We start from the raw sequence: 22,635 nt of genomic DNA on the forward strand, positions 1-22,635 counted from the left end.
CGGGAAGGACCAGGATCGCTGTGGGACACTGGGTCCGATCGGACGGCCCTGCGCGGTGCTCCTCACCGCCGGCCGTCGCCCACTGCTTCAGCGAAGGAGAATGCCCCATGGCAGTCGTCACCCCGGACCAGTACAACGAGATGATCGACCGGGCCAAGGCCGGAAAGTTCGCCTACCCCGCCGTCAACGTCTCGAGCTCGCAGACCGCCACCGCCGCCCTCCAGGGCTTCGCCGAGGCGGGCTCCGACGGCATCATCCAGGTGTCCTTCGGCGGCGCCGAGTACCTCTCCGGCTCCACCATCAAGGACCGGGTCGCCGGTTCCATCGCGCTCGCCGAGTACGTGCACGCGGTGGCCAAGAACTACCCGATCAACGTCGCGCTGCACACCGACCACTGCGCCAAGGAGGTTCTGCCCACCTGGGTCGAGCCGCTGATCGAGTGGGACCTCGAGAACCGCGTGAAGAAGGGCCTGAACCCGCTGTTCCAGTCCCACATGTGGGACGGCTCGGCGGTGCCGGTGGACGAGAACCTCGAGATCGCCGAGCGCCTGCTCGAGAAGTCCGTCGAGGCCAAGAAGATCCTCGAGATCGAGGTCGGCGTCGTCGGCGGCGAAGAGGACGGCGTGGTCGCCAACGTCTCCAACGACAAGCTCTTCTCCACGCCCGAGGACGGCCTGAAGACCGCTGCCAAGCTCGGCCTGGGCGAGCGCGGCCGCTACCTGACCGCCCTCACCTTCGGCAACGTCCACGGCGTGTACAAGCCGGGCAACGTCAAGCTGCGCCCGAAGGTCCTGGACGAGATCCAGAAGGCCGTCGGCGAGAAGTACGGCCAGGAGCGTCCGTTCGACCTGGTCATGCACGGCGGCTCCGGCTCCACCGAGGAGGAGATCTCCGAGGCGCTGGACTACGGCACCATCAAGATGAACATCGACACCGACACCCAGTACGCCTTCACCCGCCCCGCGGTCTCGCACATGTTCGAGAACTACGACGGCGTCATGAAGGTCGACGGCGAGGTCGGCAACAAGAAGGCCTACGATCCCCGCGCCTGGGGCAAGAAGGCCGAGGCCGGCATGGCCGCTCGCGTCGTCGAGGCCTGCGAGAACCTCCGCTCGGCCGGCACGCACCAGGCCTGATCGACGCACTGCGAGCGTGCGAGCGGCAGAAGATCAGGCGAGTGGGCAGGGCCTGATCGACGCACTGCGAGCGTGCGAGCGGCAGAAGATCAGGCGAGTGGGCAGGGCCTGATCGACGCACTGCGAGCGTGCGAGCGGCAATATGACGGGACCCCGGGGCTTCGGCTCCGGGGTCCGATGTCGTCCATGACGCGGTCGAAGCTCGGGTCACGCTGAGCACCGACGCCTGGGCACTGATGCCTCGACACCAGTGCCCCGGCATCGACACCTGGGCGGCGGCGCGGCACGTGGTGATCCGGTGGGCCTTGTTCGTGGCTGCGCCGGCCGGGCGCGGCCGCTCACGGACGGGTGGGATTCACCAGCCGGGTCTCACCAGCGGTTGCCCTGGGCGCGGCCCATGACCCGCTTCAGCGCGGGCAGCACGTCGGCCAGGAAGATGCCGGCGATCACCACGGCGGCGATCATGAACAGCATCGAGCTGCCCCGACCCACCGGGTAGGGGAGCGAGAGGAAGCCCAGCAGCACGGCGACGCCCGTCAGGATGCCCCAGAAGGTCTTGCTGCGCTTCCCGGCCGCGGTGTAGGCGTCGGGGCGGAAGCGCAGGGCGTTCACCAGTGCCCAGATCTCCACGGCCAGCAGGGCCACGGCGAGCACGAGGAAGATCCACATCTGGATGAGGGCGATCATCGGACCAGGATACGGGCAGTGGCTGGACGGATCCCGGATCCCGGAAGCCGGGTGTCACCGGCTCAGCGGCGGTCCGGATCGGAGCGGTCGGTGATCAGCAGCTCGAGCGCCTCGGTGGTGGCCTGCGGCTCCAGCGCCCGCATCTCCATGGTCATCGGGCGGGGGCCGATCGCGTCACCGTCCGCGGCGACCACCAGGCTGGGCAGGAACTGCTTCGCCTCCGCAGCGCTGAGACCGGTCGCCTGCAGCAGGTCGATCGCGAGCGAGCGCAGCTGGACCGTCAGGGTGACGCCCTCGAAGTGCCCGGCCCGGCCCGGGCGCTTCCCCTCGTCGTTGCGCAGCAGCATCTCGGGGGAGAGATAGGAGCCGAACAGGCGCAGCTTCCGCCGGGCCATGGTGAAGTCCACGTCCTCGTGGGAGACCGCCGTGCTGAGCTCGAGGATCGCATCGCGGGCGGCCAGCAGCGCGTCGGCGAGCGTGGAGTGCGCGTCCCCGTTCACCGCGTCGAGGAACTGCACCTGACGCCGGGCGATCACCCGCATGTTCCGCATCGCGCGGTCGGAGCCCACCAGCAGGTGCTGGAGGCGGCTCACGTCGTCGGCGTGGCGCAGACCGGACGGGGCGAACGTGGAGATCTCGTCGGCGACGTCGTTGGCGAGCTTCCACTCGTCGGTGTACTTCTGGGAGACCTCGCGGACCTTCCGCAGAGCGGCCTGCGCGATGCTGCGGTCACCGCTGCGTGCCGAGAGGGCGAGGTTGACCAGGGTGCCCTCGAGCTCACGGTAGAAGGCGGCGGCGGCGCGGCTCTGCAGACGGCGCGGATCCCCGGACAGCAGCAGGTGGATGACGATGGCGACGCTGACCCCGGTGACGGCGTCCAGCGCTCGCCCGCCCGGCGACATCGCGGGGGTGATCGGCATGATCATCACCAGCAGCGACTGGATCGCCACCTGGAACCCGAAGAGTTTGCTGGAGTCGATGAGGCGGGCGAGCATCCCGGCCACGAACACCACCACCAGGATCTGCCAGGTCCCCGAGCCGAGCAGGCCGCGGGCGAGCTCGCCCAGCGCCAGCCCGAGCAGCACGCCGCAGGACATCTCGACGATCTTGCGCATCTTCTTCTCGATGCCGAAGCCGATGATGACGAAGGCGACGATCGCGGAGAAGAACGGGTACTCGTGACCCCACAGGAGTGAACTGACCAGGTACGCCAGGCTGGCGGCGAGGGCGGCGCGGCCCACCGTGAGCGCGTCGCCGCGCCCGCGGGAGACGCCCTGGACGAACCAGTCGCGCACGGCGTCGCGCGCCCGCTCGACGACCGGGATCGACGTGGTCGGCATCAGGGGCGGACCCGACTGCGGGGTCGGCGGCGGGGTCGGTCTCATGCCGGCACCGGATCCTGCAGGCGCATCTCCAGCAGCTCCTCGAGCCGGAAGGTGTCCCCGTCGCGGGCGCCGCGCCCCACGATCAGCGGTGCAGGGCCCGGGGCAGGGGTCGCACCCTGCAGCCGGGACCGCAGCCCGCCGTCGACGCGCATCACGTAGTAGCGGCCCTCGCGGTCCACGGCCAGGGAGCGGTCCTGCTTGAGGTACCAGCCGATCAGGGAGGTGCGGATGGTGCCCCCTCCGCGGTACGGGCGGGCGCGCAGCGGCACCGGCGGGATGCCGGCGTGCTCGAACCGGGAGACGCCCTCGCGGATCATCGCGGTGGCCTTCTCGTGCTCGGCCTCGCGCGCGGCACGCAGGGCCCGCTCCTTGGTCTCGAACACCTCCCGACGATGTCGGGTCCAGTCCTCCTGGTCGCCCTCAGCTCTCATGCTCGCCATTCTTCCAGGTCGCCGGTGACCGCACAGCGCAGACCGCGACGGCATGCGGTGCAGGCTCCGTGAGGGAGCCGTGGAGACCGGCGCCGGTCCGGCGGGTCAGAGCTTGGCGGTGGCCGGCCGGGCGCCGTGCTCGCGGGGCAGCACGATCGGCTCCTGCGAGGCGTCGAGCCACATCGAGGTGCCCTCGCCGTCGGCCTGTGCGAGCAGCACCTGCACCGACAGCGACGCGTCCACCGGCACGGCGCGGCGCACCACGGCCAGCGCGATCGGACCCTGGTCCGCGTGCAGCGCGGCAGAGGTGACGGTGCCGACGACCTTGCCGTCGGACCCGCCCAGGCGCACCTCGCCCCCGGCGGCGGCCGGCACGTCCTGGGAGCCGTCGAGATGGAGCATGACCAGGCGCCGCGGCGGCTGGCCGAGGTTCAGGACCTTGGCGACCGTCTCCTGCCCGCGGTAGCAGCCCTTGGTGGTGTGCACGGTGGTGCGCAGCAGGTCCAGCTCGTGGGGGATGCTGCGCTCGTCGACCTCGCGAGCGGCGCGGGCTCGATGGTCCGCGATCCGCAGCGCCTCCCAGGAGCTCATCCCGGCCAGGTGCTCACCGCGCCAGGGCAGCTGCGTCAGGGCCGCGGCGTCGAGGAGGGTGAGCACCGCGCCCACCGGGTCCTCGGGGTCCGGGCCGTAGGCGACGCCGCCGGGGGCGACCTCGGGCCAGGGCTCGGACCAGACGGCGGCCGGGTCCGGCAGTCCCAGCTGCGGCAGCACCTCGGCGGCGGGGGAGAGGGCCCCGAGGACGCGCAGGTCGTCCCGGTCGGTCAGCTCGACCCGCGCCGCGAAGCGCATCATCTCCAGGTAGCGGCGCAGCCCGGCGCGGTGGCCGGCGTCCAGCACCAGCAGCAGCGCGTCCTCGTCCACCACCACGGCGGAGGCCAGGTGCTCGACCCGGCCCTGCGGCGACAGCACGGCCAGTGAGGCGGAGGCGCCGACGGGGGTGCCTGCGAGGTCCTGGGTGGTGACGGTGGTCAGCCAGCTGCGGGCGTCCGCTCCGCGCACCTCGAGCACCTCGAAGTGGCCCAGGTCCACGACCGCGGTGCCGTCGAGCAGATGCCGCTGCTCGCGCAGCGGCGCGCCGTAGTGGGCGGGGACCGCCGCATCGGGACCGTCGCCGAGCACCGCGCCCTCGCGCAGCAGGGGACGGACATCACGGACAGGATCAGACACGGTGCATCTCCAGGGACAGGTAGGGGGTCAGGGCCGTCTCGTCGGGGGCCCCGTCGGGGACGGGCAGGCGGTGCTCCCACAGCCACATCAGGCGGCCGCTGACATAGCCGAACATGCGGGTCGCGGCGATCTCGCCGTCGGGGGAGCCGAGTGCGAGCTGCACCCGTGGTCCGCGCACCTCGCCGGCCCACTGCTCGGCCGGTGCGTCCCGACGGGTCAGGTGCGCCTCGAGGCGGTGGGACAGGAAGCTGCCCGGGCTGCCCGGCGGTGCCGCCTCGGCGGCCGCCCGGTCCTGGCCGGGCAGGAGCTCGCCGACGGTCCAGACGCCGTCCTCGCGGTGCAGCAGCGTGCGCTCGCCGGAACCGGTTCCCGCGGGGGTCTCGGGTTCGTCCCGCGCGAAGGCGCTGGTGGGCGGCAGCGGGGCGGGGGCGTCGATCCGGTGGATCGTGGAGCGCCACTCCATGGTGCCGTCCTCACGAGCGCTGCAGACCAGCTGCTGCTCGATCCGGACGTCGGGGGCGTCGGGATCCGCCGTGGTCAGCGCGCCGGTGCCCTGCCAGCTGCCGAGCAGCCAGGCCAGCGGGTACAGGGACGGCGGGAGCGAGGTGTCGAGCGTGATGGGCATCGGTGCTGCGGAACGCTCAGCGATCGAACAGGCGCGAGATCACCAGGACGGCGAAGGCGAGCGTGCCGAGCCCCACCAGGATGACGAGGATGAGGAAGAACAGAGACATGGCGGACATGCCGCAGAGTCTATCGCTCCCACCACGGGTGCAGGGGCGGCACGCTCGAGGTCACCCGGGACCACCGGTCCGGGCGTGAGGGGCGGGTGCGGTCGGTCCTGTCGTCCCCCGTGCCCGGGCTCAGGGCAGCAGCACGACCACCAGGTGGGCGACCACCCCGACCGTCGCCACCGGGACCGCGGCCACGGCCAGCGAGGGGACCGGCTCCTTGGCGACCAGCGAGGAGCCCGTCAGCAGGTGCGCGCAGCTCGCACCGATCGCGGTCACCAGTCCGATGGCCGCCGCGAGCGCGGCCCCCAGCCCGGCCAGCGAGACCGCGAGCACCATGGTCACCCCCACGCCGGTCAGGGCGGACAGCAGGAATCGCGGCATCTGGGGAAGGGGGGTGGAGTTCACCAGCAGCGTCGCCGCGAGCCCCGCGGCGATGGCGGTGATCATGGTGGTCGTCCCGGCCTCCACGGCGGCGCTCTGGGCGATGATCCAGCAGGCGGAGATCCCCGCCACGAAGACCCCGGCGACGGTGCCGGTGAGCGAGGCGGTGAGATCGCGGCGCTCCGCGCGGACCATCTGGTGCACGAATGCGGCGAGCACCCCGCTCGCGCACACCATCACCACCCCGGAGATCGGAGTGATGCGCTCCGGGGACAGCACCGTGACCAGGGTGGCGACGATGCCCGTGCCGGCCACCACCGCGCGGGTGCCGCCGGGGGAGGGCAGTTCGAGCAGTCCCGGCCAGGCGATGCCGATGAGCAGGGCGAGCAGCGCCAGCGAGGCGGCCATCAGCACCGGGGACAGGGCTCCCGTGAGCGAGACCACGGCCAGCAGGAGCGCGAGGGCAGCGCCGAGGGGAGCGCGCTCGGGGACTGTCACAGGCGCTCCTCGCGAGTCGTCGAATCCGGTCTCTGGCCGCACCGACGAGAGGTGTTCGGCGGGCGCTACAGTGGCAGTCTACGAGTGCCCGCTGGTGACGGCATACTCGACCCCCGGGGCACGGCCACATGCTGTGCACGGGTCCGTCTCCTCCTCGAGTCCCGGAAGGATCTCATGATCACGACGGCCGCGCTGCCGCCCACCCGTCGGACGATGATCCGCGCACTGCTCACGACGGTCACCGAGCATGACGGGGCCTCGCCGCTGGACGAGGCCGCCCTGCTCGCCCTGGACGGCGAGAGCGCTCAGCACCTGCTGGTCGAGGAGGCCGGTGACCTGCTGGGGTACGCGAGCGTGCTGGCCGACGGCACGGTCCAGGGCATGGTCGATCCCGCGCACCGCAGGCGCGGACACGGCACCGCCCTGCTGCACGAGGCGCTCGCGCTGCGACCGGACGCGGGAGTCTGGGCGCATGGTGCCCTCGAGGGGTCCCTCGCTTTTCTGAGCGCCGCCGGTCTCGCCGAGAGCCGGTACCTGCTCACGCTGCATCGCGAGCTCGCGCCTGCGACGCCGCTGCCGGCGATCCCCACCTCGACGCTCGAGGGCCTGCGCCTGGGCACCTTCGCGGCGGAGCGCGATGCCGAGCGCTGGGTGAGCGTCAACGCGCGCGCCTTCGCCGATCACCCCGAGCAGGGGGCGATGACCGGCGAGGATCTGGCGCAGCGGCTGGCCCAGCCATGGTTCGACGCCGAGGACATGCTGGTCGCGCTGCGGGACGAGGAGCTCGTCGGTTTCGTCTGGGTCAAGCGCGAGCACCCCGGCGCCACCGACCAGGATGCCGAGATCTATGTGGTCGCGACCGACCCCTCCGTGCAGGGGCACGGGGTGGCGGGGCTGCTGCTGGCCACCTCCCTGGACCGCCTCCGGGCCGACGGCGTCCCCGGGGTGGAGCTCTACGTCGAGGCGGACAACGCCCCGGCCCTGCGCCTCTACGAGGCCTGGGGCTTCACGGTCGCGGGCCGCGACGTGCAGATGCGCGCGACGGGACGGGGCTGATCGGTGGGTGCCGCCCCCCGCTCCTCGCCTCCCGTCCTCGCCGCCGGTGCCCTCGTCTGGCGCGAGAAGGGCGAGGGCGTGCAGGTGCTGCTGATCCATCGGCCGCGCTACGACGACTGGTCGATCCCCAAGGGCAAGCTGGACCAGGGGGAGGCGTCCCCCACCGCGGCGGTGCGTGAGGTCGCCGAGGAGACCGGCTACCGGGTGCGCCTGCAGCGACCCCTGCCGACCACCACGTACCTGATGCCGGACGGGCGCAGCAAGGTGGTGCACTACTGGGCAGCGACCGTCCGCGCGAAGATCGCGCCCGGGCCGAAGAGCCGCCGCGAGGTCGACGAGGTCCGGTGGGTCCCCCTCGAGGAGGCCATGGAGCTGGTGACCCGGCAGAGCGACCAGGTGCCGGTGGCGGCGCTGCGGCGCCACCTCATGGCCGGCGAGCTGGAGACCGCCCCGATCATCATCCAGCGGCACGGCGCGGCGCTGTCCCGCTCGAAGTGGCGCAAGGGGGAGGCGTCGCGACCCCTGAACAAGAAGGGGAAGAAGCAGGCGCGGGCACTGCCGCCGCTGCTGGACGCCTTCGACCCGGCGAGCGTGCTGAGCAGTCCGTGGGAGCGGTGCCGCGCCACGATCGAACCGCTGGCGACCGTCGAGGGCCTGAAGATCCGCACCAAGGACGCGCTGACCGAGACGGGCCATGCCGAGCACCCGGCACGGACCGCCGCCGTGATCGACCGCGTGCTCGCGCAGGCGCGGCCGACGGTGGTGTGCACGCATCGACCGGTGCTGACCACCGTGATCGACGCGGTGCGGACGGTGGCCGAGCCGGGCGTCGCCCTCGAACTGCCGCACGAGGATCCGTACCTGGCGGCCGGGGAGGCGCTGCTGCTGCACACCACGGCCGACGGCAGGGTGGTCGCGATCGAACGGCATCTGCCGAACATCGGCTGACGTCGTCACAGGCAGGACAGGCACAGGGCATGGGGAAGGATGCGCACCAGATGAACGCAGAGCACGACGACGGACTCCCGGACCATTCCGGAGGGTATGACCCGTACGGACAGCGGCGCGGGCACCACGACGACCCGTCCGGGGTGGGATACGGCGTGACCGATCCCTACGCGTCGGACCCGCACGCGGCGGACCCGTATGCGTCGGGCCCGTACGCGACGGGCCCGCACCCCGCGGGCCCGGTCCCCGTCGGGCCGCCGCAGTTCGGGGCCTTCCCCGCCCCGCTGCCGAGCTCGAACGCAGCGATCACCGGATTCGTGCTGGGGCTGCTGGGCCTGGCCATGTGCGGCGGCCTCACCTCACCCATCGGGATCTGGTTCTCGGCCAGGGGCATGAAGGAGACCGCGCCCACGGCGACAGCCCCGAGGGGCGGCCGCGGCCTCGCCATCGCAGGCCTGGTGACGTCGTTGGTGGGCCTGATCCCCCTGTGCTTCCTGCTGCTCTACGGCGTGATGATGATCGTCGGGCTGGTCATGGCCGCCACCGCCTGACACCGGCGCACCCCTCGCCGACGGCATGGCCGACGGTGGCGGAGGTCACCTCGCGCAGAGGCGGCGGCTCGAGTCGTGACCTGTTCGTGTCAAGCACCTGACCTGCGAGTTCTGTGCCCCCCTCGGGGAGTTCACCTGCCGTTCACGCGTGAGCGGGCGGGCCGTCATCTGCCCTCCTTAGCGTCCGAGCTGCCACACCTCCTCGATGGACAGCTTCCGGGCCCACGGCCCCGAAAGGACTCGCAGTGAACGTTCGCACGAACAAGCTCGTCTCGCTCGCCGCACTCGGATTCGCCGCGGGCATCGCCCTGACGGCTTGCGGCGGCAGCGCCGAAGGCAGCAGCGGTGGCTCGGCGGCCCCGGAGGGCGGGGGAGCCTCGGGGGGCGGCTACGCCGAGCTGAGCGGCAACCTCGCCGGTGCCGGTGCCTCCTCCATGGGCAATGCGCAGACCGCGTGGACCGAGACGTTCCGCGGCCTCGTGCAGGCCGAGGGCGGCGACCTCACCGTCACCTACGACCCCACCGGCTCCGGCACCGGTCGCGAGCAGTTCCTCTCCGGCCAGGTGAAGTTCGCCGGCACCGACGCCGCCCTGGACGAGGAGGAGCTCGCCGCCTCCACCGAGGTGTGCCACGGGGAGCAGGCCTTCGATCTGCCCGTCTACATCTCCCCGATCGCGGTCGTGTTCCATCTCGAGGGCGTCGAGAACCTGAACCTCTCGCCCGAGGTCATCGCCGGGATCTTCGCCGAGTCCATCACCACCTGGAACGATCCGGCGATCGCCGAGCTCAATCCCGATGTCGAGCTGCCCGGGACAGCCATCGTCCCGGTCCACCGCTCGGACGACTCGGGCACCACCGAGAACTTCACCGAGTACCTCTCGGACAACGCCCCCGACGTCTGGACCCACGGCCCGATCGAGACCTGGCCGATCCCGGGCGGCCAGTCCGGTGACGGCACCTCCGGCCTGATCTCCACGGTGGAGGCCGGCAACGGCACCATCGGCTACGCCGACGCCTCGCAGGCCGGGAACCTCGGGACCGCCTCCATCCAGGTGGGCGAGGTGTTCGTGGACTACAGCGCCGATGCCGCGGCGAAGGCCGTCGACGTCTCGCCGCGCGAGGAGGGCCGGGCGGAGAACGACATCGTCATGGAGCTGGACCGCACCACCACCGAGGCCGGCACGTACCCGATCGTGCTGATCTCCTACCTGGCGCTGTGCGGCGCGTACGAGGACGCCGCCACCGGTGACGCGGTCAAGGCCTACGCCTCCTTCATGATCTCCGAGCAGGGGCAGCAGGTCGCCGCGCAGAACGCCGGCTCCGCCCCGATCTCCGAGGAGCTGCGCACCGAGGCGCAGGCGGCGATCGACGGCATCACCGTCGGCTGATCCGCTCCCGCACGACGGCGTGCCGCCGGGCCCCAGCGGCTCGGCGGCGTCGCCGGGGCCCGGCACCGCGCCCCACCCCGTCCCGTGAGCTCGGAGGAAGGTCCCCATGAGCACAGCTGACATCGAGTCGGAGCCGCGTGAGGCTCCGCCCGCCTCGATGGCGACCAGCGGACGCCGCCTCGGCGACTCGGTCTTCTCGTCCCTGAGCATCGGCTCGGGGCTGCTGATCTTCCTCACCCTGGCCGCGGTGGCGGTCTTCCTCACCACGGAGTCGCTGCCGGCGATCCTCGCGAGCCAGGAGTTCTCCGGCACCGCGGAGTTCTCCCTGATCGAGTACGCACTCCCGCTCGTCTTCGGCACGGTGCTCGCCTCCGCGATCGCGCTGGTGATCGCGATCCCGATCTCGATCGGCATCGCCCTGTTCATCTCCCACTACGCGCCGCGCCGACTGGCCGCGACGCTGGGCTACCTGATCGACCTGCTCGCCGCGGTGCCGTCGGTCGTCTACGGCCTGTGGGGCGGGATCTGGCTGGTCCCCGAGCTCGAGCCGCTGTACCTCTTCCTGAACACCTACCTCGGCTGGATCCCGCTGTTCGCCGGTGAGCCCACCGCCCCGATGCGCAACCTCGCCTCCGCCTCGGTGGTGCTCGCCGTGATGGTGCTGCCGATCATCACCGCCGTCGCCCGTGAGGTGTTCCTGCAGACCCCGCGCCTGCAGGAGGAAGCGGCCCTCGCCCTCGGCGCCACCCGCTGGGAGACGATCAGGACCGTCGTGCTCCCCTTCGGGCGCGGCGGCATCGTCGCCGCCTCCATGCTCGGCCTGGGCCGTGCGCTCGGCGAGACCATGGCGGTGCTGATGATCCTCGCCCCCGGCGCCACCTTCTCCCTCCACATCCTCGAGGTGGGTCGGCACAACTCGATCGCCGCGAACATCGCCTCGAAGTCGGCGGAGGCCTCCGGCGTCGAGATGTCCCTGCTGATCTTCACCGGTCTGGTGCTGTTCGTGCTGACGTTCCTCATCAACGCCATCGCCCGGTGGATCGTCGCCCGCAGCGGCCCGACGAGCTGAGAGGCCCCTATGAGCACCCCCACCGCCGTGCAGCACCAGACCCCGATGCGTCGTCCCCACGACGAGCGTCGGCTGCCCTGGTACCACCTGGTCCTCACCGGCCTCGTCGGCCTGCTGGTCGCGATCGCCGGCCTGTCCCTCCTCGATGCCTTCTCGATCGCCGGCGCGATCATGGTCGGCTTCGTCCTGCACCTGCTGCTGGGCTGGGCGTACTCGCTGCTGCGCGAAGGCCCCCGCTGGGCGAAGGACCGCCTGATGACCCTGCTGGTGATCGGTGCCTTCACCGTGGCGATGTTCCCGCTGGTCTCCCTGCTCTGGGAGGTCGTCAGCCGAGGACTGACCCGCGCGATCGCGGCCAGGCCCGACCCCTTCGACTTCTGGACGTCCTCGATGTCCGGGATCATCGGCGGCGCCGACGCGGGCGGCGTGTTCCACGCGGCGGTGGGCACCCTGCTGATCACCCTGTGGGCGTCGCTCATCTCGATCCCCATCGGCCTGTTCAGCGCGATCTTCCTGGTGGAGTACGCGGACCAGGGATGGAAGCGGACCCTCGGCACCGGCGTCACCTTCCTGGTGGACGTCATGACCGGCATCCCCTCGATCGTCGCCGGCCTGTTCGGCCTGGCGCTGTTCATCGCCCTGATGCCGGACGACAGCGTGCGCATGGGCATCATGGGCGCGGTCGCGCTGTCGCTGCTGATGATCCCCACCGTGGTGCGCAACAGCGAGGAGATGCTCCGGCTGGTCCCGATGGACCTGCGCGAGGCCGCCTATGCGCTGGGCGTGCCCAAGTGGCTCACCATCGTCAAGGTGGTGCTGCGCACCGCGATCGCAGGCCTGACCACCGGCATCACCCTCGCCATCGCCCGCGTGATCGGCGAGACGGCACCGCTGCTGCTCACGGTGGGCATGGTGACCTCGGTGAACTGGAACATGTTCGACGGACGCATGGCGACGCTGCCCACGTTCATCAATCAGCAGTACCGCGCCGGCAGCGCGAACTGCATGAGCGAGACGGTCACGAACCCGATCACCCAGGAGGTGTACGCCTGCTCGATCGCCACCAACATCGATCGTGCCTGGGCCGCAGCCTTCACCCTGATCGTGATCGTGATGGTGCTCAACCTCGTCGCGCGGCTGATCAGCCACTACTTCTCCCCGAAGCTCAGCCGCTGAGCCCTCGCCCCACCCGAAAGGACTCCCGATGGCCGCCCCACAGCCCATCAACGTCGAGGACCTCGACATCTTCTACGGGGACTTCCTCGCCGTGCAGGGCGTCGACGTCCAGCTCCGCCCCCGCTCGGTGACCGCGCTCATCGGCCCCTCCGGCTGCGGCAAGTCGACCTTCCTGCGCACCCTGAACCGCATGCACGAGGTGATCCCCGGCGCCTACGCGACGGGCAGGGTCGAGATCAACGGGGAGGACATCTACGACCCCAGGGTCGACCCGGTCACCGTGCGCCGCCGCGTGGGCATGGTGTTCCAGAAGGCGAACCCCTTCCCGACCATGTCGATCCGGGACAACGTCCTGGCCGGTGTGAAGCTCAACCATCGCCGCATGTCCCGCTCGGCCTCCGAGGAGCTGATGGAGCAGGCGCTGCGAGGCGCGAACCTCTGGAACGAGGTCAAGGATCGCCTGGACAAGCCCGGCATGGGATTGTCCGGCGGTCAGCAGCAGCGGCTGTGCATCGCACGGACGATCGCGGTCCGGCCCGAGGTGGTGCTGATGGACGAGCCCTGCTCGGCGCTGGATCCGATCTCGACGCTCGCGATCGAGGACCTGATCCATGAGCTGAAGCAGGAGTACACGATCGTGATCGTGACCCACAACATGCAGCAGGCCTCCCGCGTCTCGGACCGCACCGGCTTCTTCAACATCGCCGGCACCGGCCGGCCCGGCCGCCTCATCGAGATCGACGACACCGACACCCTCTTCACCAACCCCACGAACTCGCAGACCGAGGACTACATCTCCGGCCGCTTCGGCTGAGCGGCGTGCTGCGGCCGTGACCAGCGGGCGCCACGGCCGGGTGGATGCCCGGGTCAGACCATGGTCTGACCCATGGCGGACAGAACCGCTCCGGGGGTGGACGCGGGGCGGGGGCCCCGCCACGGAGGCTGGGTGGCATGAACATCAGCCCGCTCGCGTCCTCGCCTCCCGGCACGTCCCCGCAACCCGCCCAGCCCGGGACGGTCACCCCGTCCCCGGTGCTGTCGGCCCGCGGCCTGCTCATGACCTACGGCACCGGGGGCACCACCACCCGTGCCCTGGACGGCGTGGACCTCGATCTCGACCGCGCCGACTCGCTCGCCGTGATGGGCCCCTCCGGCTGCGGCAAGACCACCCTGCTGCACATCCTCGCCGGCATCCTCACCCCGACCACCGGCACCGTCCTGCACGAGGGCACCGATCTGGCGCGCCTGGGGGACCGGCGCCGCACCCGCCTGCGCCGCAGCGACTTCGGCTTCGTCTTCCAGGACGGCCAGCTGCTGCCCGAGCTCACCGCGCTGGAGAACGTGATCCTGCCGCGCATGCTCGGCGGCACCTCCCGCCGCGCCGCCACCGCCGAGGCGGCCTCCTGGCTGGACCGCCTGGGGCTGTCCGGCATGCACGACCGCCGCCCCACCCAGCTCTCGGGCGGGCAGGCGCAGCGGGTGGCGATCGCCCGAGCCCTGGCCGGACGGCCCTCGGTGGTCTTCGCCGACGAGCCCACCGGAGCGCTCGACCAGGCCACCGGCCAGGCCGTGCTGCAGATCCTGGTGGACTCCTGCCGGGACACCGGTGCCGCTCTGGTGATGGTCACGCATGACGGCACGGTCGCCGCGGCCTGTCGCCGCACCGTGACCATGCAGGACGGACGGATCGCCCAGGAGTTCGTGCGCCCCGTCGCCGAGACCGGCTCCACCGGAGCGGAGCGATGAGCGCCCTGCTCGCCTCCGCGCCCCTGCTGCTGCGGCGCCGCGGGGCGCTCGCCGACGTGCTGCCGGTGATCGCCTTCGCCGCCGCCACCGCCCTCACCGCGACCGTGCTGGGCGGCGCCGCAGCCTTCGTCGGCCGCAGCCCCGCGGGAGAGGTCCCCCTGACGGGCGAGGCCTCGATCATGCCGTTCCTCGCGATCTGCGCACTCATCGCCTCCGTGCTGCTGGTGCCCAGCGCCGTCGGCCTCGGCGGCTCGGCCGCGCGGCTGTCCCTGGCCCGGCGCGAGCGGGACCTGGCCACCATGCGCCTGGTGGGCGGCACCGGCGGTCAGGTCGGCTCGGTGGCGGTGCTCGACGTCGCCGCCCAGTCGCTGCTCGGCGCGCTCCTCGGTCTCGGAGCTCATCTGGCGGCGACCCCGGCGCTGACCCGCCTCGACTTCGGGATCACCCCCTTCACGGTCGCCGACCTGCTGCTGCCCGGCTGGGCCTATCCCGTGCTGGTCCTCGCGCTGGTACTGATCGCCGCCGGCTCCGCCGCGGTCTCCCTCACCGGGGTGGTCCTCAGCCCGCTGGGAGTGGCCCGCGATTCCCGGGTGGTGCGGATGTCGGTGCTGCGCGTGGTGCTGTGGGCAGCGCTGATCGTGGGCTTCGTGGTGTTCATGAACGTCGGCGGGATGCTGCTGGGCGAGGACGGCGCCGGGGCGGCGATCGCGATCATGGTGCTGTTCATCGCGGCGATCGTGGCGGGGATCAACGTGGTCGGTCCGTTCCTGGTGTGGGCCACCGCGCTGGTGCTCGCCCGGCTCGCCCCCGTCCCCTCGCTGATGGTGGGGGCGCGACGGCTGGCGGCCGATCCGCGGGCCGGCTGGCGTGCCGTCTCGGGCATCACCTTCGCCCTGGTCATCGCCGGGTTCCTGACGATGATCGCCACGCTCGGCACGGCCACCAACCCCGAGGAGGCGATGATGTTCACCGCCATGACCACCGGCGGCCTGCTCACCCTGGGGATCGCCGCGGTGCTCGCCGCGGTCGGCACCGGCGTCACGCAGACCGCCCGGGTGATCGACCAGGCCCCCCGGCTGCGCGCCCAGCACATCGCCGGCGCCGAGGTGGGCCAGCTGCACCGTGCCCGGCTCGCGGAGATCGCGGTGCCGGTGGCGCTGAGCTCGCTCGTCGCGACCGGCACCGCCCTGCTGGTGCTCACCACGGTCCTCGGCGGCACCCCCAGCGATCCGAGGATGGCCGTGCAGTACCTGGCCGGCGTGCTCGGCGCCTATGCGCTGGTGATCGCCGCGGTGCTGGTGGCCTCGCCGCTGGTGCGGCGGTATGCACGGGCGGGCCGTTAGGCTGGCTCCATGACTCTTGAGAACGTCGCTCCGAACGCCATCCCCGAGGGCGCGCACCTGATCGACGTGCGCGAGCAGAACGAATGGGACGCCGGCCATGCCGGGCATGCGCAGCACCTCCCGGCGAGCACGCTGATGGAGAACCTCGACCAGCTGCCCGAGACCGATGAGCCGATGTACATCGTCTGCCGCAGCGGCGGCCGCAGCTTCCAGGTCAGCCAGTGGTTGAACGCGAACGGCTTCGAGGCGATCAACGTCGCCGGCGGCATGGATCAGTGGTTCGAGTCGGGCCTGCCGATCACCTCCGACGGCGAGGGCGAGGCGTACATCCTCTGACGGTGCGGAAACGACGGCGCGGAGCTGGCGTCACGCAGCTGGCGGCGCGGGGCTGAGGCCGCGGAGCTGGCGGCGCGGGGGTCGTGCGTGCCGTCGGCCCGCTCCGCGCACAATGACCTGGTCGGGTCCTGGCGCAGGAGCGATGCGTATGCCGCTATGACCGTACTGATCGCTGTGCCGCCAGTACCCGACCAGTTCATAGTTCGTGCGGTCGCGGCCTGCGACTGCGGTCCGCACCGCATTCCCGGTGGCTCACAGCCCGAGGGCATCCTGCAGCAGCGCATAGCCCACGAAGGCGCACACATCGAGCAGGGTGTGGGCGATGACCAGCGGCAGGGTGCGCCGGGTACGGCGGTACCAGTACCCGAACACCAGCCCCATCACCAGGTTCGCGAGACCCGGGCCCACCCCCTGATAGGTGTGGTACGCCCCGCGCAGCAGGGCGGAGACCACGATGATCCGCCGCGGTGACCAGCCGAGCCGCTCGAGCCGCTGGAACAGGTAGCCCACCACGATCACCTCCTCCAGCACGGCGTTCTTCACCGCGTGCAGCACCAGCACCGGCAGCGTCCACCAGTGGGTGTCCAGCGCCGCCGGGATCACCTCGACCGTGGCCCCCACCAGACGGCCCAGGTAGTAGACCGCCAGGCCCGGCACGCCGATCCCGGCCGCCAGCAGCACGCCGTGCAGCAGGTCCCGCAGGGGCCGGCCGAGATCCAGTCCCAGGTCCCCCAGTGCCTGACGGAGGGAACCGGCGGTCAGCGCCAGCAGCAGCACCACCAGCGCCACCGGGGCGAGGGTGAAGACGATCGACAGCAGCTGATAGAGCAGGTCCAGCCAGGGATTCTCCCGCAGCGAGGAGTTCAGGGCGGTGGACTGCCCGGACAGCGGCCCGGCCGCCAGGGCCTGGGCGAGGGAGAGCAGCGAGTACACGGCGCTGCGCCCCAGCGAGAGCGCGAGGATGATCAGCACCTCGGCGCGCAGCCAGGCCCGGCTCGGTGTCATCGTCTCCACCCCGTCATGGTCTCACCTGCGCCGTGGCGGTCGCCTCGCCGTGACAGACTCGGGGCCATGACGACCGAGCAGCCCGCTTCCCGTTCCGCCCGCCCCGCCGTCCTGATCACCGGCGCGAACCGCGGGATCGGCCGCGCCACGGCCGAGGCGCTCGCCGCCGACCATCATCTGCTCCTCGCCGGCCGCGACGAGCAGGCGCTGGCCGCGCTGGCCGCGCAGCTGCCCTCGGCCCAGCCCGTCGTCGCGGAACTCACCGACCACGCGGCGACGGCCGCCGCAGTGGCCGCCCTGGACCTGCCCGGCGGGCTCGCAGGACTCGTCCACTGCGCAGGCATTCTGGTCAACGGCACCGTCGAGGAGCTCAGCGCCGCGGACTGGGAGCGGAACTTCGCGGTCAACGTCACCGCCGTCTCGGAGCTGACCCGGCTGCTGCTGCCCGCGCTGCGGGAGGCCCGCGGCACGGTCGTCGCCGTGAACTCCGGTTCCGGCTATAACGCCAAGGGCGAGCGGGGCGCCTACTCCGCCTCGAAGTTCGCGCTGCGCGCCTGGACCGATGCACTGCGCCAGGAGGAGACCGCTCATGGGGTGCGGGTCAGCTCGGTGCACCCGGGCCGGGTGGACACCGACATGCAGCAGGAGCTGCGCGCCGCAGAGAGCGGCGCCTACGAGACGGAGAAGTACCTGCGCCCCGCCACCGTCGCCGCGGCGATCGGCTTCGCGCTGCGCGCCCCGGCCGAGGCGGTCATCGCGACCATCGACCTCCGCCCCCGCGCCATCGGCTGACGGGGCGGGGCCGCCGGAACGGCTCAGACGCTGCTGTCGTCCAGGTGCTCCACGAGCTGCGCGGCATAGCCGACGTAGGTGTGCGGGCTCAGCGCCAGCAGCCGCTCCTGCTCCGCCGCGGGCAGACCCAGCGAGCGCACGAACTCGCGCATCCCCTCACCGTCCACGCGGTGGCCGCGGGTGAGGTCCTTCAGCCGCTCGTAGGGGTTGTCCAGCCCCGGCACGCCCTGCACGCCGAGGGTGCGCATCACCGACTGCACCGCCTCGCCGAGCACCTCCCAGTTGCCCTCGAGGTCCGCGGCCATCGCTTCCGCGTCCACGTCCAGGCCGGCCAGGCCCTTGCGCAGGTTCGCGATCGCCAGCAGCGAGTGCCCGAACGCGGGGCCGATGTTGCGCTGGGTGGTGGAGTCGGTGAGGTCCCGCTGCAGCCGGGTGGTGACCAGGGTCTGTGAGAGCGAGTCCAGCAACGCGGCGGAGATCTCGAGGTTCGCCTCGGCGTTCTCGAAGCGGATCGGGTTCACCTTGTGCGGCATCGTCGAGGAGCCGGTGCCGCCCTGGGCCGAGAGCCGCTGGCGGAAGTAGCCCAGCGAGATGTAGGTCCACACGTCGGTGGCGAGGTTGTGCAGGATCCGGCCGGCGCGGGCCACGTCGGCGTAGATCTCGGCCTGCCAGTCGTGGGACTCGATCTGCGTGGTCAGCGGGTTCCAGGTCAGCCCCAGATGCTCCACGAAGGAGCGGGAGAGCTGCTCCCAGTCGGCCGTCGGGACGGACGCCGCGTGCGCTGCATACGTGCCGGTCGCGCCGTTGATCTTGCCGAGGATCTCGTCCGCGGCGATCCGGCGCTCCTGCCGGCCCAGCCGGTAGGCGAAGACCGCGATCTCCTTGCCGAGGGTGGTGGGGGTGGCGGGCTGGCCGTGGGTGCGCGAGAGCATCGGCACCTCGGCCGCGTCCTTCGCGAGCGCGGTGAGATCCGCGATCACCTCGCGCAGCGCCGGCAGCCACACCTGCTCCACCGCGCCCTTGACCATCAGGGCGTAGGAGAGGTTGTTGACGTCCTCGCTGGTGCAGTAGATGTGCACCACCTCGGCCAGCGGCTCCAGCGAGGTGCCGGCCAGGCGGCGCTTGATGAAGTACTCGATCGCCTTGACGTCGTGGACGGTCTCCCGTTCGATCTCGGCGTGCTCGGCGATGCCCTCGGCGCCGAAGTCCTCGGGGATGGCGCGCAGCAGGGCCCGCTCGTCCTCGGTGAGGGTGCGCAGGCCCGGGATGACCTGCTGGTCGAGCAGGTGGATCATCCACTCGGTCTCCACCACCAGGCGGGAGCGGTTCAGCGCCGCCTCGGAGAGGTGGTCGATAAGCGGCGCGACCTGTGCGCGGTAGCGGCCGTCGAGCGGGGTCAGGGCGATCTGCGGGGTGATGTCCGCGAAGGAATGAGCCATGGCCGCATTCTCCCAGATTCGGGGCGGTCCAGGACGGGAGGTCCCCGTCGCGGACCGCGGAGGTCACCGGCCGATCTCACTCACCGATCGAGCGGCTGCGGCTGCGACGCTCGTCCCCGAGACCGGTGATGCCCTCGACGATCGCCGAGAGGATCCCGATGATCACGCCGGCCCCGAGCGCCCACCAGAAGCTGTCGAATTCGAGCGTCAGGTCGAACAGACCCGAGACCCAGCTCGCCAGCAGCAGCATCAGCGTGTTGATGACCAGCTGGAACAGGCCCAGGGTCACGCAGGTGATGGGGAAGGTGAGGAACTCCAGGATCGGCTTGATGATCGTGTTGATCAGCGCCAGGATCAGAGCGATCGCCCCGATGGTGAGGACCTGGGTGAGCGCGGTCGCGCTGTTCTCGCCCAGGTGCATGCCGGGCAGGATCAGGGCGGTGACCCACAGCGCGAGGCCGGTGACGATGATGTGTCCGAGAAATCGCATGGCCCCATTGTCCTCACCGACCCTGGGGAGCGCATCAGGGTTATCCCTACGATGTCACCGGTCGGGGCACATGGTCCCCGTCACCGAGCCCGAGCCGGTCGCTGAGGAGAGCCTCGCACTGCGGTGCTGAGCCGTACCCTGGGAGCCATGTCGACCGAACCCTCCGAGAACATCCGCCTGCGCCCCGTCCTGGAGGACCTGCCGGTGTACGTGCCCGGCAAGCCCGCGGCCGATGACGGCATGCGCCGGTTCAAGATCTCCTCCAACGAGTCCTCCTTCCCACCGGTCCCGGCGGTGCGCGAGGCCGTGATCGCCTCTCTGGATCAGATGTACCTCTACCCCGATGCGGCCGGCACCGCGCTGCGCGAGGCGCTGGGGGCGAGCCACGGCGTGGAGCCGTCCCAGATCGCGCTGTCCAACGGGTCCGTGACGGTCACCGCCGATCTGGTGCGGGCGCTGGTGGGCGAGGGCGACGAGGTGGTCTACGCCTGGCGCTCCTTCGAGGCCTATCCGCTGCTGGTGGGCGGCCACGGCGGGACCCCGGTGCAGGTGCCGCTGACGGCGAGCGGCGAGCACGACCTCGAGGCGATGGCCGCCGCGATCACCGACCGCACCCGGTTGGTGCTGCTGTGCACCCCGAACAACCCCACCGGCCCCTCCCTGTCCACCGAGCAGGTCGAGGACTTCCTCGCGACCATCCCGGACCACGTGGTGGTGGGGATCGACGAGGCCTACCGCGAGTTCCACGACCCGGCCACGGTGCTGGGCACCGCCGGGATCTTCCGCCGCCACGGCAACGTGGTGCTGCTGCGCACCTTCTCCAAGCTGCAGGGACTGGCGGGTCTGCGCATCGGCTACGCGGTCGCCCACCCGCGCCTGGCCACGGCGCTGGGTCAGGTGGGGATCCCCTTCGCGGCCAGCCGCCCCGCCCAGGCGGCGGCGCTGGCGAGCCTGGACCCCGAGGTGCAGGAGGAGCTGGAGCGACGCGCCGAGTGGGTCCGCTCGGAGCGCTCCCGGGTGCTGCAGGCGCTGACCGCCCAGGGCTGGGAGCTGCCGGTCAGCCAGGGCAACTTCGTGTACTTCCCGACGGGGGAGCGGACCGCGGAGTTCGCGAAGTTCGCCGATGCCCGCGGCCTGGTGCTGCGCGCCTACGGCGTCGAGGGCGTGCGGGCCACCATCGCCGAGCGGGAGGCGAACGACCTGATCATCTCCGTCGGTGCCGCGTGGCGCGAGCGCTGATCCCGCGCTGATCCCGCGCCGATCCGTCCCGCGGCACCGGCCTATGGTGCTGAGGTGACGCTGCCGGCCGCCGGCGCCGGGGTGCGGGGGACCACGCTGCTGCCGGCCAGCACGTCGTGCGGTCCGCGCCCGGAGCCGTGCAGACCCGTCCACACGTATATCCCGATCACCGGGTAGACCGCGATCGACGCACCGATGGTGAGCGCGTCCCCGTCCTCGAACCCGCCCCAGGCCGCGCCGACGGCGCAGACGTGCCCCAGCTGCCAGGGGAGGAAGATCTTCGCGAGGTTGCGTGCCAGCGCCGGACCCGTGCCCAGCGCCGTCCCGTCGGCCGCCTGCACGGTCAGGCCCTGGCGGCGCTTGCCCCAGGTGGCCCGGTGCGGGCCGGACTCCGCCCGGGCGGCGATCACGGTCGCGATCGCGGGCGGCACCGCGCTGGCCAGATGACCGTACAGCCGGCTGGACCCCAGGTCCGTGGTGGTGGCCAGGAGGACGCCGACGGGGATCGTGGCGGCGGCGATGCCGAGATATCCGGCGCAGTCGAGGAGATGGGCGAGGCAGCGGCGGCGCGCGAGCGGGTGCATGGTCCCACCGAACCACTCCGCGCCCGGCCGGGCCATCCATCATCGACGGCAGTCTCCACCGGTCCGCCCGGAGTTCTATACTGCGCATCTCGAGTCCCCCCGGGGGTGGATGCGCCCCCGTCCCTGTCCTGGCTGAATTGCTGTCATGATCTCTCGTGCCGCTCGCCTGTCACCACCCCTCCTCATCGCCGGGGTGGCTGCTGCAGGCTCACTTGCCGTACTGGTGCTGCTCCTCGTGCGCGGAATGACCTACCGCGGCACCGTCGCGTGGTCCACTCACCTGCCGGGACCGGTGCAGAGCTTCTTCTCGGCGGTCTCCGAGTACGGGATCCTGGGCCTGCTGGCCCTCTTCGCCGTCGCGGCTCTGAGGGCGCGCCGCAGAGGGCTGACGCACCTGGCGCGAGGCATCGCCGCAGGGTTCGGGGTCATAGCGGCCTACGTGTCCAGCGAGATCCTCAAGGTCCTGTTCAGCGAACTGAGGCCCTGTCACCACTTCACCGTCGCCACGATCGCTGCGTGTCCCGAGGCCGCCGATTGGTCCTGGCCGAGCAACCACGCCACGATCTCCGCAGCCATCGCCCTCGCCGTCCTGTCCATGGCCCCGCGCCTCGGTCTCCTCGCCCTGCCCCTCGCGGGACTCATCGGATTCAGCCGGGTCGCGGTGGGTGTGCACTACTTCCATGACGTCCTGGCCGGGGTGCTGCTGGCCGCCCTGGCGGTCACCGTGCTCACCGCCGTGGGGACACCGCCTGTCGCTCGGTCGCTGACCTGGTGCAGACGGTTTCCGCTTCTCGATCGCCTCCTCACGGCGAGCCCGGATCGGCACCGTGCCCGTCCTCCCCGGCATGTGCGACTCGACTCCGCACGCACAGCGCAGGGCCGGTCCGAGCGCTCGCTGCCGTGACTCCCCGAGACTGCCACCGCTGCCCGCGGACCATCGCGCGCTGCGCCGCCGATCTGGTGACGAACGGGACATCACTACCCGGAAGCGCTG

At 71.6% G+C, this 22,635-nt stretch carries 24 protein-coding genes; 14 read left to right on the plus strand and 10 right to left on the minus strand.

Features of this window, described 5'->3' with window-relative positions; translation table 11 throughout:
- The first annotated feature begins 107 nt into the window (after positions 1-107).
- On the plus strand, positions 108-1,136 hold the full coding sequence (gene fbaA, locus CFK38_RS05675; protein ID WP_096802215.1) for a class II fructose-bisphosphate aldolase: 1,029 nt from the start codon (positions 108-110) through the stop codon (positions 1,134-1,136).
- A gap of 369 nt (positions 1,137-1,505) precedes the next feature.
- Here the strand turns inward: fbaA and CFK38_RS05680 are convergent, their stop codons facing one another.
- The 6 genes from CFK38_RS05680 to CFK38_RS05710 all read right to left on the minus strand — a co-directional run bounded on the left by CFK38_RS05680 (position 1,506) and on the right by CFK38_RS05710 (position 6,479).
- Positions 1,506-1,823 (minus strand): DUF2516 family protein, encoded by a 318-nt coding sequence (locus CFK38_RS05680; RefSeq protein ID WP_096802216.1) that lies wholly within the window; start codon positions 1,821-1,823, stop codon positions 1,506-1,508.
- 62 nt (positions 1,824-1,885) lie between these two features.
- Entirely contained in the window at positions 1,886-3,208 is a 1,323-nt protein-coding gene (locus tag CFK38_RS05685; RefSeq protein ID WP_096802217.1) for an FUSC family protein, read from the minus strand.
- A complete protein-coding gene (locus CFK38_RS05690) occupies positions 3,205-3,639 on the minus strand; it encodes a hypothetical protein (protein WP_096804231.1) in 435 nt (144 codons plus the stop codon). The genes CFK38_RS05685 and CFK38_RS05690 overlap by 4 nt, the downstream gene beginning before the upstream one ends.
- Before the next feature lie 105 nt (positions 3,640-3,744).
- Positions 3,745-4,866 (minus strand): CAF17-like 4Fe-4S cluster assembly/insertion protein YgfZ, encoded by a 1,122-nt coding sequence (ygfZ, locus tag CFK38_RS05695; RefSeq protein WP_096802218.1) that lies wholly within the window; start codon positions 4,864-4,866, stop codon positions 3,745-3,747.
- On the minus strand, positions 4,859-5,491 hold the full coding sequence (locus CFK38_RS05700; protein WP_096802219.1) for a heme-binding beta-barrel domain-containing protein: 633 nt from the start codon (positions 5,489-5,491) through the stop codon (positions 4,859-4,861). The genes ygfZ and CFK38_RS05700 overlap by 8 nt, the downstream gene beginning before the upstream one ends.
- 238 nt (positions 5,492-5,729) lie before the next feature.
- Positions 5,730-6,479, minus strand: a complete 750-nt coding sequence (locus CFK38_RS05710; protein WP_096802221.1) for a hypothetical protein — start codon at positions 6,477-6,479, stop codon at positions 5,730-5,732.
- A 174-nt stretch (positions 6,480-6,653) separates the two neighbouring features.
- Between CFK38_RS05710 and mshD the strand changes: the two genes are divergently transcribed.
- The 10 genes from mshD to CFK38_RS05760 all read left to right on the plus strand — a co-directional run bounded on the left by mshD (position 6,654) and on the right by CFK38_RS05760 (position 16,092).
- On the plus strand, positions 6,654-7,535 hold the full coding sequence (mshD, locus tag CFK38_RS05715) for a mycothiol synthase (protein WP_096802222.1): 882 nt from the start codon (positions 6,654-6,656) through the stop codon (positions 7,533-7,535).
- Positions 7,536-7,538: 3 nt separating this feature from the next.
- A complete protein-coding gene (locus CFK38_RS05720; RefSeq protein WP_096802223.1) occupies positions 7,539-8,483 on the plus strand; it encodes an NUDIX hydrolase in 945 nt (314 codons plus the stop codon).
- A 50-nt stretch (positions 8,484-8,533) separates the two neighbouring features.
- Positions 8,534-9,034, plus strand: a complete 501-nt coding sequence (locus CFK38_RS05725) for a DUF4190 domain-containing protein (protein ID WP_157773370.1) — start codon at positions 8,534-8,536, stop codon at positions 9,032-9,034.
- A 245-nt stretch (positions 9,035-9,279) separates the two neighbouring features.
- Complete coding sequence (gene pstS / locus CFK38_RS05730; RefSeq protein WP_096802225.1) at positions 9,280-10,422, plus strand: phosphate ABC transporter substrate-binding protein PstS; 1,143 nt, start codon at positions 9,280-9,282, stop codon at positions 10,420-10,422.
- A 106-nt stretch (positions 10,423-10,528) separates the two neighbouring features.
- Entirely contained in the window at positions 10,529-11,491 is a 963-nt protein-coding gene (gene pstC, locus CFK38_RS05735) for a phosphate ABC transporter permease subunit PstC (protein ID WP_096802226.1), read from the plus strand.
- A 9-nt stretch (positions 11,492-11,500) separates the two neighbouring features.
- The gene (pstA, locus tag CFK38_RS05740; RefSeq protein ID WP_096802227.1) at positions 11,501-12,667 is read left to right on the plus strand and encodes a phosphate ABC transporter permease PstA; all 1,167 of its coding nucleotides are present in this window, start codon (positions 11,501-11,503) and stop codon (positions 12,665-12,667) included.
- Between the two features lie 28 nt (positions 12,668-12,695).
- Positions 12,696-13,481: a phosphate ABC transporter ATP-binding protein PstB gene (gene pstB / locus CFK38_RS05745; protein ID WP_096802228.1), complete on the plus strand. Its 786-nt coding sequence runs from the start codon at positions 12,696-12,698 to the stop codon at positions 13,479-13,481.
- Between the two features lie 137 nt (positions 13,482-13,618).
- On the plus strand, positions 13,619-14,413 hold the full coding sequence (locus CFK38_RS05750) for an ABC transporter ATP-binding protein (protein WP_096802229.1): 795 nt from the start codon (positions 13,619-13,621) through the stop codon (positions 14,411-14,413).
- Positions 14,410-15,756, plus strand: a complete 1,347-nt coding sequence (locus tag CFK38_RS05755; protein WP_096802230.1) for an FtsX-like permease family protein — start codon at positions 14,410-14,412, stop codon at positions 15,754-15,756. The genes CFK38_RS05750 and CFK38_RS05755 overlap by 4 nt, the downstream gene beginning before the upstream one ends.
- Positions 15,757-15,765: 9 nt before the next feature.
- Positions 15,766-16,092, plus strand: a complete 327-nt coding sequence (locus tag CFK38_RS05760; protein ID WP_096802231.1) for a rhodanese-like domain-containing protein — start codon at positions 15,766-15,768, stop codon at positions 16,090-16,092.
- 252 nt (positions 16,093-16,344) lie between these two features.
- On the opposite strand, the gene CFK38_RS05765 is transcribed toward CFK38_RS05760, so the two are convergent.
- Positions 16,345-17,097, minus strand: coding sequence for a CPBP family intramembrane glutamic endopeptidase (locus CFK38_RS05765; protein WP_157773552.1), 753 nt, complete (start codon positions 17,095-17,097; stop codon positions 16,345-16,347).
- Between the two features lie 66 nt (positions 17,098-17,163).
- On the opposite strand from CFK38_RS05765, the gene CFK38_RS05770 reads away from it, so the two are divergent.
- Entirely contained in the window at positions 17,164-17,889 is a 726-nt protein-coding gene (locus CFK38_RS05770) for an SDR family oxidoreductase (RefSeq protein ID WP_096802233.1), read from the plus strand.
- Between the two features lie 23 nt (positions 17,890-17,912).
- Here CFK38_RS05770 and purB read toward each other — a convergent pair whose 3' ends face one another.
- Entirely contained in the window at positions 17,913-19,328 is a 1,416-nt protein-coding gene (gene purB, locus CFK38_RS05775; RefSeq protein ID WP_096802234.1) for an adenylosuccinate lyase, read from the minus strand.
- A 76-nt stretch (positions 19,329-19,404) separates the two neighbouring features.
- Positions 19,405-19,818 (minus strand): phage holin family protein, encoded by a 414-nt coding sequence (locus CFK38_RS05780; RefSeq protein ID WP_096802235.1) that lies wholly within the window; start codon positions 19,816-19,818, stop codon positions 19,405-19,407.
- A gap of 147 nt (positions 19,819-19,965) precedes the next feature.
- On the opposite strand from CFK38_RS05780, the gene CFK38_RS05785 reads away from it, so the two are divergent.
- Positions 19,966-21,057, plus strand: a complete 1,092-nt coding sequence (locus CFK38_RS05785; protein WP_096804232.1) for a histidinol-phosphate transaminase — start codon at positions 19,966-19,968, stop codon at positions 21,055-21,057.
- Between the two features lie 41 nt (positions 21,058-21,098).
- Here the strand turns inward: CFK38_RS05785 and CFK38_RS05790 are convergent, their stop codons facing one another.
- Positions 21,099-21,641, minus strand: coding sequence for an RDD family protein (locus CFK38_RS05790; protein WP_096804233.1), 543 nt, complete (start codon positions 21,639-21,641; stop codon positions 21,099-21,101).
- A 193-nt stretch (positions 21,642-21,834) separates the two neighbouring features.
- On the opposite strand from CFK38_RS05790, the gene CFK38_RS05795 reads away from it, so the two are divergent.
- A complete protein-coding gene (locus CFK38_RS05795; protein WP_157773371.1) occupies positions 21,835-22,545 on the plus strand; it encodes a phosphatase PAP2 family protein in 711 nt (236 codons plus the stop codon).
- Positions 22,546-22,635: the final 90 nt, after the last annotated feature.

The organism is Brachybacterium vulturis (genome assembly GCF_002407185.1).
Lineage (GTDB): Bacteria > Actinomycetota > Actinomycetes > Actinomycetales > Dermabacteraceae > Brachybacterium > Brachybacterium vulturis.